Source organism: Gordonia aichiensis NBRC 108223, from assembly GCF_000332975.1.
Lineage (GTDB): Bacteria > Actinomycetota > Actinomycetes > Mycobacteriales > Mycobacteriaceae > Gordonia > Gordonia aichiensis.
On sequence record NZ_BANR01000006.1, the window covers coordinates 155,331 to 173,547 of the forward strand.

The 18,217-nt window shown below is 65.9% G+C and carries 15 protein-coding genes and 1 riboswitch; of the genes, 7 read left to right on the plus strand and 8 right to left on the minus strand.

From position 1 onward, the window contains the following. Window positions 1–88 precede the first annotated feature (88 nt). Window positions 89–1,510 (minus strand): NAD(P)/FAD-dependent oxidoreductase, encoded by a 1,422-nt coding sequence (locus GOACH_RS09795; protein ID WP_005174046.1) that lies wholly within the window; start codon window positions 1,508–1,510, stop codon window positions 89–91. Next, complete coding sequence (locus GOACH_RS09800) at window positions 1,507–3,015, minus strand: gamma-aminobutyraldehyde dehydrogenase (RefSeq protein WP_005174048.1); 1,509 nt, start codon at window positions 3,013–3,015, stop codon at window positions 1,507–1,509. Before GOACH_RS09800 ends, GOACH_RS09795 begins: the two co-directional genes overlap by 4 nt. A gap of 116 nt (window positions 3,016–3,131) precedes the next feature. Here GOACH_RS09800 and GOACH_RS09805 point away from each other — a divergent pair, with 116 nt between their 5' ends. The 3 genes from GOACH_RS09805 (at window position 3,132) to GOACH_RS09815 (ending at window position 6,365) form a co-directional block, all read left to right on the plus strand. Continuing rightward, the gene (locus tag GOACH_RS09805; protein WP_005174049.1) at window positions 3,132–3,584 is read left to right on the plus strand and encodes an Lrp/AsnC family transcriptional regulator; all 453 of its coding nucleotides are present in this window, start codon (window positions 3,132–3,134) and stop codon (window positions 3,582–3,584) included. Continuing rightward, complete coding sequence (locus GOACH_RS09810; RefSeq protein WP_005174050.1) at window positions 3,581–4,954, plus strand: aspartate aminotransferase family protein; 1,374 nt, start codon at window positions 3,581–3,583, stop codon at window positions 4,952–4,954. Before GOACH_RS09805 ends, GOACH_RS09810 begins: the two co-directional genes overlap by 4 nt. A 76-nt stretch (window positions 4,955–5,030) precedes the next feature. Next, entirely contained in the window at window positions 5,031–6,365 is a 1,335-nt protein-coding gene (locus GOACH_RS09815; protein WP_005174051.1) for a D-alanyl-D-alanine carboxypeptidase family protein, read from the plus strand. A 39-nt stretch (window positions 6,366–6,404) separates the two neighbouring features. Here the strand turns inward: GOACH_RS09815 and GOACH_RS09820 are convergent, their stop codons facing one another. The 3 genes from GOACH_RS09820 to GOACH_RS09830 all read right to left on the minus strand — a co-directional run bounded on the left by GOACH_RS09820 (window position 6,405) and on the right by GOACH_RS09830 (window position 9,476). Next, window positions 6,405–7,463, minus strand: coding sequence for a YhjD/YihY/BrkB family envelope integrity protein (locus GOACH_RS09820; protein ID WP_005174052.1), 1,059 nt, complete (start codon window positions 7,461–7,463; stop codon window positions 6,405–6,407). Between the two features lie 70 nt (window positions 7,464–7,533). Then, complete coding sequence (gene trpS / locus GOACH_RS09825) at window positions 7,534–8,586, minus strand: tryptophan--tRNA ligase (protein WP_040518306.1); 1,053 nt, start codon at window positions 8,584–8,586, stop codon at window positions 7,534–7,536. Window positions 8,587–8,630: 44 nt separating this feature from the next. Further along, window positions 8,631–9,476 carry an exodeoxyribonuclease III gene (locus GOACH_RS09830; protein WP_040518218.1) on the minus strand — a complete coding sequence of 282 codons (846 nt, stop codon included), beginning with the start codon at window positions 9,474–9,476 and terminating at the stop codon, window positions 8,631–8,633. Window positions 9,477–9,710: 234 nt separating this feature from the next. Between GOACH_RS09830 and GOACH_RS23315 the strand changes: the two genes are divergently transcribed. After that, window positions 9,711–9,902: a (2Fe-2S)-binding protein gene (locus GOACH_RS23315; protein WP_083835901.1), complete on the plus strand. Its 192-nt coding sequence runs from the start codon at window positions 9,711–9,713 to the stop codon at window positions 9,900–9,902. A gap of 95 nt (window positions 9,903–9,997) precedes the next feature. Next, the gene (gene bfr / locus GOACH_RS09835) at window positions 9,998–10,483 is read left to right on the plus strand and encodes a bacterioferritin (RefSeq protein WP_005174057.1); all 486 of its coding nucleotides are present in this window, start codon (window positions 9,998–10,000) and stop codon (window positions 10,481–10,483) included. Window positions 10,484–10,494: 11 nt separating this feature from the next. Here bfr and GOACH_RS09840 read toward each other — a convergent pair whose 3' ends face one another. Together GOACH_RS09840 and GOACH_RS09845 are read right to left on the minus strand one after the other, a co-directional pair. Continuing rightward, a complete protein-coding gene (locus tag GOACH_RS09840; protein WP_052003963.1) occupies window positions 10,495–11,718 on the minus strand; it encodes an MFS transporter in 1,224 nt (407 codons plus the stop codon). 103 nt (window positions 11,719–11,821) lie between these two features. Beyond that, window positions 11,822–13,633 (minus strand): cutinase family protein, encoded by a 1,812-nt coding sequence (locus tag GOACH_RS09845; protein WP_040518309.1) that lies wholly within the window; start codon window positions 13,631–13,633, stop codon window positions 11,822–11,824. A 307-nt stretch (window positions 13,634–13,940) separates the two neighbouring features. Next, window positions 13,941–14,062: riboswitch (SAM riboswitch) on the plus strand. Window positions 14,063–14,125: 63 nt separating this feature from the next. Between GOACH_RS09845 and GOACH_RS09850 the strand changes: the two genes are divergently transcribed. Both GOACH_RS09850 and metX read left to right on the plus strand, forming a co-directional pair. After that, on the plus strand, window positions 14,126–15,448 hold the full coding sequence (locus tag GOACH_RS09850; protein WP_005174063.1) for a bifunctional o-acetylhomoserine/o-acetylserine sulfhydrylase: 1,323 nt from the start codon (window positions 14,126–14,128) through the stop codon (window positions 15,446–15,448). A gap of 28 nt (window positions 15,449–15,476) precedes the next feature. Further along, window positions 15,477–16,625, plus strand: a complete 1,149-nt coding sequence (gene metX, locus GOACH_RS09855; RefSeq protein WP_005174065.1) for a homoserine O-acetyltransferase MetX — start codon at window positions 15,477–15,479, stop codon at window positions 16,623–16,625. Window positions 16,626–16,698: 73 nt separating this feature from the next. Here metX and GOACH_RS09860 read toward each other — a convergent pair whose 3' ends face one another. Continuing rightward, window positions 16,699–18,180 carry an acetate and sugar kinases/Hsc70/actin family protein gene (locus GOACH_RS09860; RefSeq protein ID WP_245551862.1) on the minus strand — a complete coding sequence of 494 codons (1,482 nt, stop codon included), beginning with the start codon at window positions 18,178–18,180 and terminating at the stop codon, window positions 16,699–16,701. Window positions 18,181–18,217 lie beyond the last annotated feature (37 nt).

Sequence of the window (18,217 nt, forward strand, 5' to 3'; positions counted from 1 at the left end):
TCGAGAAGGCGCGACCGCACGCTCGTCGCACGCGCGACGGGCACCTACCAGATCGGCTGACCGATCGACGGTCAGCCACGCGCATCGATCAACTGTCGAAGCCGAGACCGATCTTGTCCATCACCGTCAGCCACACGCCGCGCTTACCCTGACGACGCTCACTTCGCGCCAGCTCGCGTCGGGTCATGTTTATGCCGAACGCGCGCAAGGGTTCCGGCGGAAACGGGATCGGCTTGGAGCGCACCATGTTCAGGCGTGTCCGTTCGGTGTCGGCACCATCCACGAGGTCGAGCGCCGTCGCCGCGGCGAAATGTGACGCCCCGACGCCCAGTCCGGTGAACCCCACCGCGGTGACGACGCGCCCGCCGTACGAGCGGTCCCAGAACGCGCAGAACCGCGAGCAGGTGTCAATCACCCCACCCCACGCATGACTGGCGCGGATGCCCTCGAGTTGCGGAAACATCTGCAGCAGATGCTCACCGAGCAATGCGAACTCGCGCGGCTCCTGTTGGTGGCGCGGCGAATCGTCGGAGCCGTAGTGATACAACGCATCCCACCCGCCGAACAGGATCCGGTTGTCGGCGGTCAGCCGGAAATAGTGGAACCGTGGTCCGGCATCGGCCAGCCCCTCCCGGCCTGTCCAGCCGATCGAGTCGAGCTGTTCGGCTGACAGCGGCTCGGTCATGATCGCGTAGTCCCAGACGGGCACCGTGTAGAACCGCAACCGACGGACCAACGAAGGACTCGCCGACGTCGCGAGCACGGCACGGTCAGCGACGATCTCACCGAGTCCTGTTGTCAGACGCAGCGCATCGCCCTCACTGCTGATGCCGGTGACCTCCGACTGCTCGAAGATCTGCACGCCCAGACGCTCTGCAGCGTCGGCGAGGCCCCAGGCCAACCGGGCCGGGTCGAGCATGATCACATCGGGATCGAATACCGCGCCCACCACCATCGGCGAGTCGACGCGCTCACGTGCCTGCGCCTGCGTCAGTAGGGGCAGGTCTTCCCCCAATTCCCTCGCAGAGTCGGCGTAGTCCGCCAATTCTGCTGCCTGCCAATCGAAGTTCGCGAAGTCGAGTTCGCCGGTTCGCTCGGCGTCTGCGGAGATACCGTGTCTGCGGATCGCTGCTTCGATCTCGTCGAGCGTCTCGTGGCCGAGTCGCAACAGCATGGGCAACTCGTCGGCAAAACGCTCCATACCGTTTCCCAGCCCGTGGGTGAGACTCGCCGAGCAGAACCCACCGTTGCGTCCGCTCGCGTGCTCGGCGATGCGGTCGCGTTCGACGAGCACGATACGACGGCCCGGATTACGCTCTGCCGCTTGCACTGCGGTCCACAGACCGGTGAAACCACCGCCGACGACGACGAGATCGGTGGTCACCTCACCGAGGACACGCGGACGCGGTGCGGGCCGCTCCTCCCGATCGAGCCAGTACGACGACGCCGCAGCCGAGGAGACCACTGCTGCGCCGCGCGCCGTGGGCTCGGTGGCCCATGCTCCACTCATGACCGCGCCTCTCCGGTGTCGGTGAACACCGTTCGGTGCCAAGGCTTTCGGGCGACGCCGGTGATGTCGCTCATCACGTGCTTGACGGTCAGGTATTCGTCGAGCGAGTAGGTCGACATGTCCTTGCCGAAACCCGACGCCCCGACACCACCGTGGGGCATCTCGCTGATGATCGGGATGTGGTCGTTGATCCACACGCAACCAGCCCTGATCTCACGGCTTGCCCGCTGCGCACGATAGACATCACGCGTCCAGGCCGACGCCGCGAGCCCGTAGACGGTGTCGTTGGCGCGACGCAGCGCGTCGGCGTCGTCGGTGAAGCTCGAGACCGTCAGCACCGGACCGAAAACCTCGTCGCGGTAGATCTCGGAGTCCTCGGCAACGTCGGCGATGAGTGTGGGCGGATAGAAGCTACCCGGACCGTCGGGTAGCACGCCGCCGGTCACCACACGCGCTCCGGCGGAGCGAGCGCGCTCCACCATGCCCGCGACCTTGTCGCGGTGCGCGAGGGAGATCAGTGAGCCCATGTCGGTCTCGGGATCGCGGGGATCGCCGACCCGCACCGACGCCATGACGTCGGCGACGCCCGACACGAAGTCGTCGTAGAGCGACGGCGCGACGATCGCGCGTGTGGCTGCCGTGCAATCCTGACCGGCGTTGATGAGGGCTCCGGCCACGACGCCCTGGATCGCGGCATCGAGATCGGCGTCGTCGAACACGACGAACGGGGCCTTGCCCCCCAGCTCGAGTTGTACGCGCGTACCGTTCGTCGCGGCCTGCGACATCACCATGCGACCAACCTGGGTGGAACCGGTGAAGGTCACGATGTCGATGTCGGGGTGCCCGGCGATCGCCGCTCCCACCTCCGCTCCGGTGCCGACCACGACGTTGAAGACGCCGTCGGGCACGCCCGCCTCGGTGGCCAGGCGTGCCAGCGTGAGCGTCGTGAGCGGGGTTATCTCGGCGGGTTTGAGCACCACCGAGCAGCCGGCGGCCAACGCGGGCAGCACTTTCCACACCGCCATCTGCAACGGGTAGTTCCACGGGGTGATGGAGCCGACGACGCCGACGGGTTCGCGTCGGATCGACGACGTGTGGTCGCCCGAGTACTCCGCACTCGCCTTACCGTCGAGATTGCGGGCGACACCGGCGAAGAAGTCGACGTTGTCGATGCTGCCGGGAACGTCGAACTCGGTGGCGAGCCGAATCGCCTTGCCGGTATGCGACACCTCCTCGCTCGCCAGCAACGTGGCATTGGCGTCGAGCAGGCGCGCAAAGGTGTGCAGCACACCAGACCTCTCGGCGGGGGTGGCCCCACCCCAGTCGTGTTGTGCGCGCGCGGCATGTGCGACCGCGGAGGTAACGTCGGAAGCGGAGGCGAGCGCGAGGTGCGCCACCGTCGCGCCGGTGGCGGGATCGATCACAGTGTGGTCGCTGCCCGATCCGCTGTACGGTGCACCGTCGACCCAACCGCTGGGAACTGTCGTGATGGTTGACACGACCACTGACGATACTGCGTGAACAACGGATTCACGACTTGAAGGGCCAAATTGGTACCGAAACCGTGGTTTCGGTTGCCAATATCTGCTGAATCCGCCACCATCGAGGTGTGGCCGAACCTATGTCTACACACCTCGACGCCATCGCGAAGAAGATCATCGAAGAGCTCCAGGCTGACGGCCGGAGTTCCTATGCAGCGATCGGCAAATCCGTTGGCCTGTCGGAGGCAGCCGTCCGCAATCGGGTGCAGAAGCTCAGCGAGAGCGGCCTCCTGCAGATCGTCGCGGTGACCGATCCCCTGAAGCTCGGCTTCTCGCGTCAGGCGATGGTCGGAATCCGATGCACCGGCGACACGGAGCGGCTCGCACGTCAGTTGGCCGAACATCCCGAGATCGATTACGTGGTGCTGACCGCGGGGACCTACGACATCATGATCGAGGTGGTCTGCGAGGACGACGATCACCTCCTCGACATCATCAATCGCAGGGTTCGAACGCATCCCGAGGTGAACTCGACCGAGACCCTCGTTTATCTGAAACTAGTGAAACAGCAATACAATTGGGGTACACGATGACCGCATCCACAACAGAATCCCTCGGGCAGCGCAGCGCGGCGCACCTGTGGGGGCACTTCTCCCGCCATGGCGACGAGATCACGCCACCGGTGATCACCCGGGGCGAGGGCGCGCGAATCTTCGACGACCGCGGCCGCAGTTACCTCGACGGCCTCGCGGGACTGTTCGTGGTCCAGGTCGGTCACGGCCGCGACGAACTCGCCGAGGCAGCGGCCAAGCAGGCCAAGGAGCTGGCGTTCTTCCCGCTGTGGTCCTATGCGACTCCTCCGGCGATCGAACTCGCCGAACGGCTCGCGGCGAATGCCCCCGGCGATCTCAACCGCGTCTTCTTCACCAGTGGCGGCGGCGAGGCCGTCGAAAGCGCGTGGAAGCTGGCCAAGCAGTACTTCAAGCTCACCGGAAAGCCGATGAAGCACAAGGTGATATCGCGTTCGATCGCCTACCACGGCACCCCGCAGGGAGCCCTGGCGATCACCGGAATCCCCGACCTCAAGAAGATGTTCGAACCGCTGACCCCCGGCGGGTTCCGCGCACCGAACACCAACATCTATCGCGCCCCCGACGAGGAGCTGGCAGCGGACCCGAAGAAGTTCGGCCGCTGGGCTGCCGACCGCATCGCCGAGGCCATTGAGTTCGAGGGTCCCGATACCGTAGCCGCAGTCTTCCTCGAGCCCGTCCAGAACGCGGGCGGCTGCTTCCCTCCGCCCCCCGGCTACTTCGAACGCGTGCGCGAGATCTGCGATGAGTACGACGTGCTGCTGGTGTCCGACGAGGTGATCTGCGCCTTCGGCCGGATCGGTTCGATGTTCGCCTGCCAGGACTTCGGCTACACACCCGACATCATCACGTGCGCCAAGGGAATGACGTCCGGCTACTCCCCCATCGGCGCGATGATCGCCAGCGAGAGGCTCTTCGAGCCATTCAACGACAACACGACGACGTTTGCGCACGGCTACACCTTCGGTGGACACCCCGTGTCGTCGGCCGTGGCGTTGGCCAATCTCGACATCTTCGAACGCGAGGGTCTCAACGACCACGTGAAGTCCACCGCACCTGCATTCCGCTCGACACTGGAGAAGCTCTACGACCTCCCGATCGTCGGCGATGTGCGCGGCGAAGGGTTCTTCTACGGCATCGAGTTGGTCAAGGACAAAACCACCAAGGAGACCTTCACCGAGGCCGAGTCCGAACGCATCCTGCGCGGATTCCTGTCGACCGCACTGTTCGACGCCGGTCTCTACTGTCGCGCCGACGACCGCGGCGACCCCGTCATCCAGCTCGCGCCGCCGCTGATCTGTGGGCAGGCCGAGTTCGACGAGATCGAACAGATTCTGCGTGGAGTGCTGACCGAGGCGTACGCACTGCTCTGACCGCAGGCCCCGACGCCGCGGGATCATTCGAATGCAGGTTACCGGCAGCATGTCGCTGCCGGTAACCTGCTCAGCGATGCACTCCTTCGCAGCGCCCGCTCGCCGCCCTCTCCGCCGACTCGCGGCACGCGGCATTCTCGCGTCGCTCGTCACGGTCGGCGTCGTCGCGGGGATATCCGACGCTCCGCTGAATGCCGCTCCGGTGGCACCGCCTGCGATGACGACACCGAACACCGATCACTGCCCGCAGCGGGCCACGCCGCCTGCCCCGGTCGACGAATCGGAGGTCGTCGCACCGGGTTCGACAACTCCCACGCCACTGCCGGTGCATTCCCCGCCGGTCGGTGGGGAGAAGCTCGGCGCCTGCGGTGTCGTTGCCGACCCTTCAGCCGGTCCCGTCCCCGGTCGGCTGACCTCTGCCGCGTGGCTCGTCGCCGATCTCGACAGCGGTGCGGTGATAGCGGCCAAGGATCCGCACGGCCGCTATCGGCCGGCGTCGACCATCAAAGTTCTGCTGGCGCTGACCGCGCTGCGTGCGGGGCTCCCGCTCGACAAGCCGGTGACCGCCACACCGGAGGACTGGAGCGTAGAGGGAGACGCATGCGGCATGGGGCCGGGCGGTCGATACACCATGCGCGACATGATGATCGGGCTGCTCATGGTCTCCGGAAACGATTGCGCGCATGTCATCGCCCGCGAGCTCGGCGGCGTCGAGACCACGCTGCACAAGATGAACGACCTCGCCCACAGCCTCAACGCCGACGACACCCGCGCGACGACACCATCCGGTCTCGACGCGGCCGGAATGTCGACGTCACCATACGATCTGGCGCTGATCTTCCGTGCCGCGATGCAGAACTCGACTTTTCGCGAGATCATCGCGATGCCGAGGCATCCCTTTCCCGGGTATCCGAAGCGAGCCGACGTCCCGGGCGACGTCGACCACCCCGGGTACCTGATGCAGACGTCGAATCAACTTCTCCTCGATGGTGATCCGGGCGCACTGGGCGGCAAGACCGGCTATACCGATGACGCGCAGAAGACATTCGTCGGCGCGGTCAAGCGTGACGGTAGAACCGTGCTCATCGTGCAGATGTACGGTCTGTCGACCGCCGACGACAATTACTGGGATCAGGCGCGCTCACTCGTCACGTACGGCGCACGCGCTCCACGCGACGTGAAGGTGGGCGAGCTCGCGTCCCCCGACGACCCAGCCTCGACAGGCGGCGGCACGCGAATCGAGCCCAACGCGGGCTCCGACGTCACCACCGCTGAGACCTCGGCGCAGCATCGTGCGACACAACAGGACTCGGCGTCGCCCTGGTCGGTCCGCATCCTCGTCGGGCTGGTCGGACTGCTGGTGGCGCTTCTCTTGTTGTTGGTGGCTTTGCGACTCTTCCGACGACGGTGATCTGACGATCGACCACCCACAGCGCCGCTGTCGTGGCGCTCAGTCGCGGTCCTTGTGCCGGGCCATCAGCGCCACGGCGGCACCGACCGCCGCCGCTGCTCCGAGCACGCCCGGCTTGGGAACCGGATTGACCTCGTATACCGGATGCACCACGACCGTGGGAGGCTCGGGCTGTTCGGTAGGATCGACCACCTGGAATGCCTCGTTCACGGAGTCGGTGGCACACCATGCCGTGGCGTAGAGAACGATTCGCGAGGCGAGGTATCCGAACACCATGATGCCGAGCAAGGGACCGAACGCGGCGCCTGCCGGACTGCTCAGTACCGACTTCAGGTAGATCCCGGCCACCGATTTGAGGATCTCGAAGATGACGGCGGTCAACAGTGCGGCTTTCACGACGTTGCGAAAAGGCAGCCGGTTCATCGGAAGTCGAGCGAACACGAAGACGAAGAGTAGCCACGTCGCACCAAGTGACACGGCAATTGCCAGGACCCGGACGACCACCGTGGAGCCGGTGAAACCGTCGACGTGTGTCCACTCGAGGATCTTGTTGATGAGGCCGCTGTTGCCCAGCGTTGTGAGCCCGAGCGTGATCAGGAACGCGATGCCGAGCAGCACGAAGATCACCAGATCGCTGAGTTTGGACTTCACCGCGCTGCGTTCGATACGTCCGCCGAACATCTCGGTCATCCCGATACGCACCCCGGAAATCCACCCGATACCGGTCAACGCGGCGCCGACGAGACCGATGATGCCGACGGTCGCGCGCGACTGGATGGCCGAGTCGATAGCGCTTTCGACCGTCGTACCGAGCTCGCCGGGCATCGACTTCACGATCTCGTCCTTGATGCTGTCGAGCCAGTCCGGATGCGCGGCAAGCACGAAGCCGCCGACCGAGAAGGCCACCATGATGATCGGCACGATCGAGAGGATGCCGGTGAAGGTGATACTCGCTGCGTAGAGGTTGCCGCGACGGTCGTTGTACCGCTCGAGAGTCCGCAGGATGTGGTCGAGCCAGCCCCACCGCTGCCTGGCCGACTCGAACTCGTCCTTGCCGCGGGCGACAAGCGCCTTGCCCGAATCGATCACCGAAGCCATGGGGCCCTCGTCTCCGCTCGGTCGATGTGGATGCCTGATCTCCGTGTCTACCGGAAAGGGCGGCGACTGGTCAGGATTTGGTTTCTGACACGCGCGGCGCGAGGAACCCGACCTTGTCGTAGACGTCGCGCAGCGTCGTCGACGCCACCGAACGTGCCCGAGCCGCACCATCGGCGAGGATGCCGTCGAGGTAGCCGGGGTCGGCGAGGTACTCGTCGACTCGTCCACGAAGTGGCGTGACGAAGTCGCTGAGGACGTCGGCGGTCTCGACCTTGAGGTCGCCGTACCCCTTACCCTCGTACTTGGCGACGAGATCAGCGATCCCGACGCCCGACAACGCCGACTGAATGGTGAGCAGATTCGAGACGCCGGGTTTGTTCTCGGGGTCGAAGGCCACCTCGCTGCCCGTGTCGGTCACAGCCGACCGGATCTTCTTGGCCGACCGCTTCGGGTCGTCGAGCAGATTGATCAGTCCCTTGTCGGTCTCCGCCGACTTGCTCATCTTCGCCGTCGGGTTCTGCAGGTCGTAGATCTTCGCGAACTCCTTGACGATGTAGGCCTGCGGCACGGTGAACGCCTTGCCGAAGCGCTTGTTGAACCGCTGGGCGAGATCGCGCGTCAGCTCGAGGTGCTGTCGCTGGTCCTCGCCGACAGGAACCTGGTCGACCTGGAACGCGAGGATGTCGGCTGCCATCAGGATCGGGTAGGTGAACAACCCGACACTCGACGACTCGACGCCCTGCTTGGCGGCCTTGTCCTTGAACTGCGTCATCCTGCTCGCCTCGCCGAATCCGGTGATGCAGTTGAGAACCCAGGTCAGCTGCGCGATCTCAGGGACGTGCGACTGCACGTAGACGGTCGACCGTGCGGGATCGACGCCGACGGCCAACAACTGTGCCACCGACATCCGGGTGCGCCCGGCGAGCACCGACGGGTCGAACTGCACGGTCAACGCGTGCATGTCCGGAATGAAGTAGAAGGCGTCGAACTCGTCCTGCAGATTCACCCACTGACGCACCGCGCCAAGGTAATTGCCGAGGTGGAAGGAATCGCTGGTGGGTTGGATGCCCGACAACACCCGCCGCCGCGTACCCGACGTGGGTGACTTCTCGACGTCGCTCATGGTGTCCAGTCTCTCAGACGGACGCACCCGATTTTCTTCAGGCGTCAGTCGACGATGATGGTGACCGGCGCGTGGTCGGACCACCGTCGGTCGTAGGCGTCGGCGCGGTCGACGAAGGCCTTGGTCACCCGCGTGGCCATCGCCTTGTTGGCGAGGTGATAGTCGATCCGCCAGCCGGCGTCGTTGTCGAAGGCCTTGCCACGCCACGACCACCACGAGTAAGGCCCGTCGACGTCAGGGTGCAACTCCCGCATCACGTCCACCCATCCCGATTCGAGCAATCCGCCGACCCACTCCCGCTCATGCGGGAGGAATCCAGGACTGCGCGGGTTGCCCTTCCAGTTCTTGATGTCGTGCTCGGCGTGCGCGATGTTCCAGTCGCCACCGACCACCACGGGTCGTCTCTTGCGAGCCAGCGAACCGAGGTGGGCACCGAAACCGTCGAGGAAGCGCTTCTTCTCGGCGTACTTCTGCGCGTCCTTCTCCGACGACGATTCTGTCGGAGCCGCGGCCCCCTTGGGTAGATAGAGGCTCGCAACCGTGACGGCCCCGACCCCGGTCTCCAGGTCGGCTTCGAGATACCTTCCAGTGGAGTCGAATTCGTCGCTACCGAAGCCGACACGCACTGCGGTCGGTTCCATCCTGCTCAACACGCCGACACCTGCGTGACCCTTGACGACTGACTCGGACATCGACAGATGCCACCCGTCGTCGAGCAGCGGTTCGAGGGCCTCCTTGGCCTGCTCCTCGCTGGCGCGGATCTCCTGGAGAAGCACGATGTCGGCCCCCGCCGACCGCAGCCAGGGGACGAACCCCCGGTTGTTCTCCGAACGCACCTTGGTGGCCGCGCGGACGCCGTTCACATTCACTGTGGTGATCGCAGTTGGCACGGTGCACCAGCGTACGGCGACCCTGTGACACCGCCCGCCCACACCCCGCGACACCGCCCGCCCACACCCCGCGACACCGCCCGCCCACACCCCGCGACACCGCCCGCCCACACCCCGCGACACCGCCCGCCCACACTCGGCCGTCGTAGTCCTGAATGAATCCAGAAGGTAAGGCAACCCTTGCGGTTCCCCTGCTTTTATGTAACCCTTGCCTAACAGAATGCGAGGTGCGAGATGTTCGTGTGTATTTGTCGGGCCGTCACCGTGGACGAGGTCCACGAACACTGCGACGCCGGGGCCGATACTCCCGACGCCGTCAGCGAGCGCTGCGGCGCAGGCGAGGGCTGCGGAACGTGCATCGAACGCCTTACCCAGATCGTCAGTTCGCGATGCGCAGGAAGGGTTGCCACTACTAGCGCAGCCTAGCCTGACCTGCAGAAACGCCCCGTGGGGATAGTGTCCACGGGGCCCTTTGGCGTGCTAGGTTCACTGTCACAATCAGTCCGAACCGGAGGTATGCCATGCGTGGAGACGATGAGGTCATCGCTCTACTCAACGAGCAATTGACCAGTGAACTCACCGCCATCAACCAGTACTTCCTGCACTCCAAGATGCAGGCGAACTGGGGCCTGACCGAACTCGCCTCGAAGACGAGGGCCGAATCGATCGAGGAGATGACCCACGCGGAGATCCTCACCGATCGCATCCTCTTCCTCGAGGGCCTACCCAACTACCAGAAGCTGCTGCCGCTGCGCATCGGCCAGACGTTGCGGGAGCAGTTCGAGTCCGACCTGGCGATCGAGCTCGAGGTCGTCGAGCGCCTCAAGCCCGGCATCGTCTTGTGCCGCGAGAAGCAGGACATCACGACGGCCAAGCTGTTCGAGGAGATCCTCAAGGACGAGGAGCACCACATCGACTACCTCGAGACGCAACTCGAACTACTCGACAAGCTCGGCGAACCGCTCTACCTGTCGAAAGCCATCGCCACGCCTCCCGACGTCGGCTGAGGCAGCTCTCCTCACTCCGACCCGACCCCGACGCCCACAGGTGTCGGGGTCGGTGTCGTCTGGCGTCGGGCAACAGCCAACGCGAGCCCCAGGGCGACGATGCCGGCGAGCGCGAGTCCAGCCCCGACTACCGACGGCGCGCGGTAGCCCAACCCAGCCGCGATCACGACGCCGCCCAGCCACGCGCCCAGTGCGTTCGCGATGTTAAGAGCGGAATGGTTCAGCGCCGCCGCAAGTGTCTGAGCATCGTCGGCCACGTCCATGAGCCGCGTCTGCAGTGCGGGCACCATCGCTGTCGCACCGACCCCGACGAGAAACGTCAGCGGCACGGCGGCCCACGGCGAGGTGACCAGCGCTGCGAACAACCCGAGCACAATGGCGGTCGCGACGAGACCGACGAGGATCGCCCGCGGCACGCTCGAGTCCGCCGCCGCACCACCGACGAGATTGCCCACCACCATGCCGACCCCGAAGACCATGAGCACCACCGGGACCCAGCCGACCGAGATGCCCGACATGCTGGTCAATGCGGTGTTGAGGTAGGTGTAGAACGCGAACATGCCGCCGAAGCCGACGACGCCGATGGCCAACGTCAACCACACCTGGACGCGTGTGAGTGCGCCGAGTTCGGTCATCGGATTGGTGACGGTCATGTCGTCGAGTGCGGGCAGCGTGAGGAACAGCGCGCCGATGGTGATGACGCCGATGATCACCACGACCACGAAAGCCGCTCTCCAGCCCAGACTTTCGCCGAGCCAGGTGGCCATCGGAACACCGAGCACGTTCGCGACCGACAGTCCGAGGAGCACGAGGCCCACCGCCTTCGCACGTTGTCGTGGCCCGGCCAGATGCGCCGCGACAAGGGCCGCGACCCCGAAGTAGGCGCCATGTGGAAGTCCCGCCACGAATCGCGCGACGATGAGCGTCCCGAAGTTCGGGGCCAACACCGTGGCCGCGTTGCCGACAGTGAACGCGACCATCAATCCGATCAGCAGCGTGCGGCGGGACATCCGTGCGGTCAGTGCGGCAATGAGCGGCGCACCGACCACCACACCGAGCGCGTACGCCGACACCACATAGCCGGCCGTCGGCTCGGACACGTGCACCGACGACGCGATGTTCGGCAACAAGCCCATCGCGACGAACTCCGTGGTGCCGATCCCGAAGCCGCCGAGGGCCATCGCCAGCATGGCGAACCTACGTGTGGTGCCCGAGTGGCGGGTGGATGAAGACATTCACGAACCAACGAGCGCGCCGGTCAGCGGGATTCCGTTACCGACGGTGAGATCGTTCACACGCGTCTTCGAGACCGGACTCTGTCGAGTCGCGGAGCACGCGTCACGCGGCGGGCGTCTCCTTGGATGCCGGTTCCGCCTTCACTCGCTCGGTCGTCGGCGCACCCGATGAGACCGTCTGCGATGTCGGCGACTCCGATTCCGATGACCCTGAGACCGACGACCCCGAGACCGACGACTCCGGTGCTGACGTCTCGGTCGTCGGCGCCTGAGTCGACGAATCTGGCTCCGTCGCGCCGGCCCCGGGGCCCTCGACAGACGGCGTCCCCGATGAACCCTGGCCGGTGGCCGCGTCCGACGACGGGGCCTGCGTCACTGCACTGTTCGTGCCGTCGCTGGTGCCTCCGTCGCTACCGCCGGCGGCATCTGCACGGCTCCCGCCCCCACCGGATTCCGTCGCATCACCGACCTTCTGCCCGTCGGCGGACTCCGTCATGCCGGCTGCGTGGGGGGACTCGGACGACTGCTCGCCATCGGAGACGCGTCGAGGCTCACCGTCGACCGACTGCGCCGCGCCGAGCCCGTTCCCGGCGCCGACCAGCTGATCCGAAGCCGACAACGCGGCGACGGTTCCGCTCTGGTGAAGCGCTGGTGAGCGCAACGATGCGAGCCACTCCTCGAAAGCGACCAACGACGGCCGAAAGGCAGGGCCGGGGATCGCCGCGGTGTCCCGGCCGACGAGTGTGTACGCCCAGTACTTGGCGAAGTTCACGGGCATCAGCGCGATGCTCCTGGCACTGACCGTCAGCGCGTCAACACCCTGTCCCCACAGCGCGGGATTCCAGGTGAACAACCCGCGTGCCATGTCCCCGAAGGTGTCGACGTCGGTCAGGACTCCTCCGTACCCCAGTTCGGGCAGCTGCGGCAACCACCCCATGGCCCACCTGATCGGCGGCTGGAAATCGCCGAGCGTGATGCCGAGGATGTCCGGCAGCCTCCACCGCTTGCTCACGAGGTCGGGCACGGTCCAGTCGAGACCGAGGTCATCCACGAACTGCTGGGTGAGTACCCAGGCCGATGACGGAACGACCAGCATGCAGGTGTTGACCTGCCCGTCGCCCACGCACTCGAGGGGCTTGACACCCCACGCATCCCACGACGCCCCGTTCGTCGTCGGCAAGTACATGTACAGCGGATACAAGCCGTGCTTGACCCAGTAGCCGGCGAGGCCGTCGAGCGCGCCGATCGGGTCGTGCAGCGGGTCGGGCAGATCGCAGATGGGGTCACCGCTGAAGCACACGGTGGTCACCGGAACGCCACCGAAGTCGTCGACGCTGCGCCCGCCTGCCATGGTCAGACCGGGGATCACTCCGATCATCACGAGTTCGATGCCTTGCCCGTACAGATTCCCGGCCTGTCGCGGATCGGAATACAGCAGACCCGACACCCCCTCCGAGGAGATGTCATAGCCGGGTGTCGTGTGGGTACCGATGTCGGTGAGTACATCGCCGGCGATCCCCGCGCCCTGCGAGTATCCGGCGATCACGACGGGCTTGCCTTCGCATGAGGCCTGGTAACTCTGGACGGTCGACAGTGTCGCTGCGACGCCCTGCGCCTGACTGTTGTCGAATCCGAAGGAACCCAGCGGCCAGATCGACGCGGGGTACTCGACGCGCTTGACCGTGTAGCCCGCGTATTGAGTCTGGCGCGTCACGCCGTCGAGAAGATGAGCGTCGGGGTCCCAGGTGCCCCCGACGAGGACGAGCGCCCCATCACCGCAGTCGGTCTCGGTCTCGGCCCGCGCCACACCGGCGCCGGAGGTCTGCCCGATGGCAAGCAGCACCGCTGCGATTGCCGCGATGCCCAGGCTGCTCGCCGCCGCGATCGATCGACGGATACCAGCACGAGTACTCATCACCGTCTCCATCACTCCGCCCGGCTCGTTGCCGACCGCTGCGCGGCGTCGGAAACCGGCCGGGTGTCCCTACGACTGCTCGAATCGTAGAAGTGCGACGACACGGACAGCTGTCGAAATCGCCAACCGAATGGCCGAGCCGGGCGGTACGACGACGAATTCAACCGATCGGACTACACGAGAGCGCGGCCGAACCCTCGGTGCATCAGCGCGCGAGCACGCATTCCGAGCCGGTTGTCCACCCCAAGAACCAGGCTGCGCCGGAGGGTTCTCACAGGGTTTCGGCCGTGTTATATCCTTGACGCCAGGTCATGAGTATCAGCGCACAGCCCCGGCTTGCTGATCGGCAACCCTCCAACCGCGGTGGGGTGCTCCGGGTGATGACCGGGTTGTGGGACAGCGAGCGCCAGTCCCCGGCAAGCGCGGGTCCGAAGGTCGGACCCCAACAGGGTCGTTGAGCCCTGCCGACCGTAGAAAGTGATACCTATTCTCATGTCTGACGTCGACGTCGACCAGAACCCAGCCGACAACTGGAGTTTCGAGACCAAGCAGATCCACGCCGGCCAGGCGGCCGATGCGGCCACCAATGCTCGAGCGCTGCCGATCTACCAGACCACGTCGTACACGTTCAACGACACCGCACACGCCGCCAACCTGTTCGGCCTGGCCGAACCCGGCAACATCTACACCCGCCTGATGAATCCGACGCAGGATGTCGTCGAGCAGCGGCTGGCCGCGCTCGAGGGCGGCGTGGCGGCACTGCTCGTCGCGTCCGGCCAGGCTGCCGAGACCTACGCGATCCTGAACATCGTCGAGAACGGCGGACACGTCGTGTCGAGTCCTCGCCTGTACGGCGGGACGTACAACCTCTTCCACTACACGCTGCCCAAGCTCGGTATCGAGGTGACATTCGTCGAGGATCCGGAGGATCTCGACTCGTGGCAGGCGGCAACGCGCGAGAACACCCGTGCGTTCTACGGGGAGTCGATCTCCAACCCGAACAACGAGATCCTCGACATCGCGGGTATCTCGGAGGTCGCCCATCGCAACGGCGTACCGCTCATCGTCGACAACACCGTCGCCACCCCGTACCTGCTCAACCCGCTCGCGCACGGAGCCGACATCGTGGTGCACTCGGCCACCAAGTACATCGGCGGACACGGAACCGCGATCGGCGGCGTCATCGTCGACGGTGGCACCTTCGACTGGCGTGTCCAGCGCGACGGCACAGACCTCTACCCCGGCTTCACGACGCCCGATCCGAGCTACCACGGCGCGGTGTTCGCCGACCTCGGCGCTCCTGCGTACGCGCTCAAGGCGCGCGTGCAGTTGCTCCGCGACACGGGTGCCGCGATCTCACCGTTCAATGCGTTTCTGCTCGCGCAGGGCCTCGAGACGCTGAGCCTGCGTGTCGAGCGGCACGTCGCGAATGCCCAGCGGGTTGCCGAGTACCTCAACGATCACTCGCAGGTCGAAACGGTCTCCTACGCAGGCCTGTCGTCGTCGCCCTGGTATAAGCGCGGCCAGGAGCTCGCACCGAAGGGACAGGGCGCTGTCATCGGTTTCGAGATCACCGGCGGTGTCGACGCGGGCAAGCGGTTCGTCGAGGCGCTCACCCTGCACAGCCACGTCGCCAACATCGGTGATGTGCGCTCGCTGGTGATCCACCCGGCATCGACCACCCACAGCCAGTTGACCCCTGAGGAGCAACTGGCCGCGGGTGTCACACCCGGCCTCGTCCGACTCGCGGTCGGCATCGAAGGAATCGACGACATCCTCGCCGATCTCGACCGGGGTTTCGAAGCAGCCAAGTAGCAACTCATAGCAAGGAGCGAGGACACCTGTGTCGGTGAGTATCGACCCGCAGACGGAAACAGAGCAGCGGCCCGACTGGGAGAATGCCCCGGACGGCCAGATGCTCAGCGCCCGTCTCGGGTCGATCTCGCTCGACAACGGTGCGCAACTCGACGACGTGACCCTCGCGTTTCAACGGTGGGGGCGGTTGTCGCCCACGCGCGACAACGTCATTCTCACGTTGCACGCGCTGACCGGCGATTCGCACGTCACCGGCGCCGCCGACGAGGAGCACCCCTCCCCCGGCTGGTGGGACGGGCTGATCGGTCCCGGTGCTGCCGTCGACACCGATGAATGGTGTGTCATCTCCGCCAATGTGCTGGGCGGATGCCGCGGTTCTACAGGGCCTGCATCGCTGGATCCGTCGGGGCGGCCGTGGGGTTCACGTTTCCCGCAGATCACCGTGCTCGATCAGGTCCGGGCAGAAGTCGCGCTGATGGACCATCTCGGCATCGAGAGCATCGGTGCGGTCGTCGGCGGGTCGATGGGCGGGGCCCGGGCTCTCGAGTGGATCATCGAGTATCCCGAGCGAGTGAGGAGCGCGCTCGTACTCGCTGTCGGCGCCCGTGCGACGGCAGACCAGATCGGTACGCAGACAACGCAGATCGCGGCCATCACGTCCGATCCTGCATGGCATGGCGGCGACTATCACGACACCGGTCACTCGCCGACCGCGGGATTGGGAATCGCGCGTCGGATCGCGCATCTGACTTATCGGAGCGAACCGGAACTCGACGAGCGCTTCGCGAATCATCCTCAGGGCGAGGAGAATCCGCTCACCGGCGGACGCTATGCCGTTCAGAGCTACCTCGACCACCAGGCGGGCAAGTTGGTCGAGCGCTTCGACCCCGGTAGCTATGTCGTCCTGAGCGAGGTGCTCAACCACCACGACGTCGGCCGCAATCGGGGCGGCGTACAGGCCGCACTCAACGCCTGTGAGGTACCGGTCATCGTCGGTGGTATCGACTCGGATCGTCTCTACCCGTTGCGGTTACAGGTCGAACTCGCCGAGGAGCTCGGCAACTGCGTCGGGGGTCTGCAAGTGGTCCGATCCGATACCGGCCACGACGGATTCCTCACCGAATTCGACGCCATCGGCGACCTGCTCAAGCGCACCGTCGACCTGGCACGCCGCTGAGCTTCGAGGCGCCTCTCACCCACGTGTCATGACACGCCTGGCGACCGTAGGTCGCGAGTGATTCTAGTGCGACTCAGGGCGGCGGGAGCAGCCCGCCTGGGACAGTCGTCGTGGTGGTTGTCGTGGGCGCAGCCGGTTGGCTCGACGCCGCACCCTGGTCATTCGGCTGGGACGCACCGCCATTCGACTCACTCGGTCCCGGCTGCTCGGGGGTCGGGGTACGCGTGCCCGGCGTTCCCGACGGAGCGAGGAACTCCGGCGGCAGCAGACTCGGCGGAATCGTGATCCCAGGAGGCAGCGGGAGACGAGGACGGCTGGTCTGCCCACTCTGCGGTGGCGTCGTCGTCGGCGTGCTCGGCCGCGCGGACAACGTCAGCGTGGTCGGCGACGGCGTCGTGGGAGGCAGCTGAATCGTCGCCCAACCCGGCCCGTCATCCTCTCGGGTCGTGCGCGCAGCCTGCGCCGATGTCGAGGTGTGTTGCGCCTGAGACTGCGTGGTTTGCGAGGGCACCCGGTCCGTCTCGTCGGATTCGGTCGACAGGGACGCGACGCGGGCGCTCGACGGCGACGGGATGTGCGTGGAGTTGCTGGTGAGCGTGGAACCCACCGCGTACACGGTGAACATTGCCGCGGCGATGACGACAGCAGCGACGGCTACCGGCATCGGCGACAGCGCTCCCCGACGTCGACCCCCTCCCATGAATGCCAGCCGACTCGATGCACTCGCCCGCTCGGACGACAGGAGCGCGGCGCCTACGGCCGCAGCCTGTTCGGGATTCGCCGGGACAACTACCTCGAGCGGGCCGTTCTCGTCATCCTCGTCTGGCACCATGTCGGCGATGGTCGGCAGGTTGGCGAGCCCACCGACGAGAACGACCGCGCAGGCCGGATGCTGTGCGAGATAACGACTCAACTCATCGCGCGCGTCGGCGAGGAACGGACGTAGCGCCGTGGCGAGCGTCGCGTCATCGATCCGGAATCGGCCCGCAGCGTCGACGGAATCGTCGTCGCTCGGCTCCTCTTTCGCAGTCCGAACGGCACTGCGCAGCGCACTGCGGCTGATCTTGGTTGTCAGCGGTCCGCGAGCCGCACCCGACTCGCCGCCGACAACGCGCACGATCGCATCGTCGAGGGCTCGACCGGACAGTGCTCGCGAGCGGGTGATGTCGCTGACGGCCCCGCTCGCGGGATCCACGGTGTAGAGGGTCATTCCGGTGTCACCGCAGTCGACGACGACCACCGATCGATACCGTCCGATCACGCCGGCGTCGATCAGGTAGGCGGCCACAGCCTGCTCGACGGAGACGAGGTGGATCTGCCGACGGGGGCCCGATCCCGTCGACCCTACGAGGTCACGCTCGAGGTCGCCGCCTGCCGCGACACCGATCGGCCCCACGCGTCGGTCGGCGTCACGCGCGGCGTCGAGCATGAGGTCGATGCCTGCGTTGACCCTGCCAGGGGTGTCGTGGCCGTCGCTGGTGTCGACGTCGATCACTCGCGACTCCACGAGTTCGCGCCCGGAGTCGTCACGGGTGAGTAGCACGAAATGAATCATGCCCCGACCCAACGAAACACCCATCGACGTCGTCTCG

Coding starts and splice junctions, on each gene's coding strand:
- GOACH_RS09805 (WP_005174049.1), top strand. CDS start 3,132: ATGTCTACACACCTCGACGCCATCGCGAAGAAGATCATCGAAGAGCTC.
- GOACH_RS23315 (WP_083835901.1), top strand. CDS start 9,711: ATGTTCGTGTGTATTTGTCGGGCCGTCACCGTGGACGAGGTCCACGAA.
- GOACH_RS09810 (WP_005174050.1), top strand. CDS start 3,581: ATGACCGCATCCACAACAGAATCCCTCGGGCAGCGCAGCGCGGCGCAC.
- GOACH_RS09815 (WP_005174051.1), top strand. CDS start 5,031: ATGCACTCCTTCGCAGCGCCCGCTCGCCGCCCTCTCCGCCGACTCGCG.
- GOACH_RS09795 (WP_005174046.1), bottom strand. CDS start 1,510: ATGAGTGGAGCATGGGCCACCGAGCCCACGGCGCGCGGCGCAGCAGTG.
- GOACH_RS09860 (WP_245551862.1), bottom strand. CDS start 18,180: ATGATTCATTTCGTGCTACTCACCCGTGACGACTCCGGGCGCGAACTC.
- GOACH_RS09820 (WP_005174052.1), bottom strand. CDS start 7,463: ATGGCTTCGGTGATCGATTCGGGCAAGGCGCTTGTCGCCCGCGGCAAG.
- GOACH_RS09845 (WP_040518309.1), bottom strand. CDS start 13,633: ATGAGTACTCGTGCTGGTATCCGTCGATCGATCGCGGCGGCGAGCAGC.
- trpS (WP_040518306.1), bottom strand. CDS start 8,586: ATGAGCGACGTCGAGAAGTCACCCACGTCGGGTACGCGGCGGCGGGTG.
- bfr (WP_005174057.1), top strand. CDS start 9,998: ATGCGTGGAGACGATGAGGTCATCGCTCTACTCAACGAGCAATTGACC.
- GOACH_RS09850 (WP_005174063.1), top strand. CDS start 14,126: ATGTCTGACGTCGACGTCGACCAGAACCCAGCCGACAACTGGAGTTTC.
- GOACH_RS09840 (WP_052003963.1), bottom strand. CDS start 11,718: ATGTCTTCATCCACCCGCCACTCGGGCACCACACGTAGGTTCGCCATG.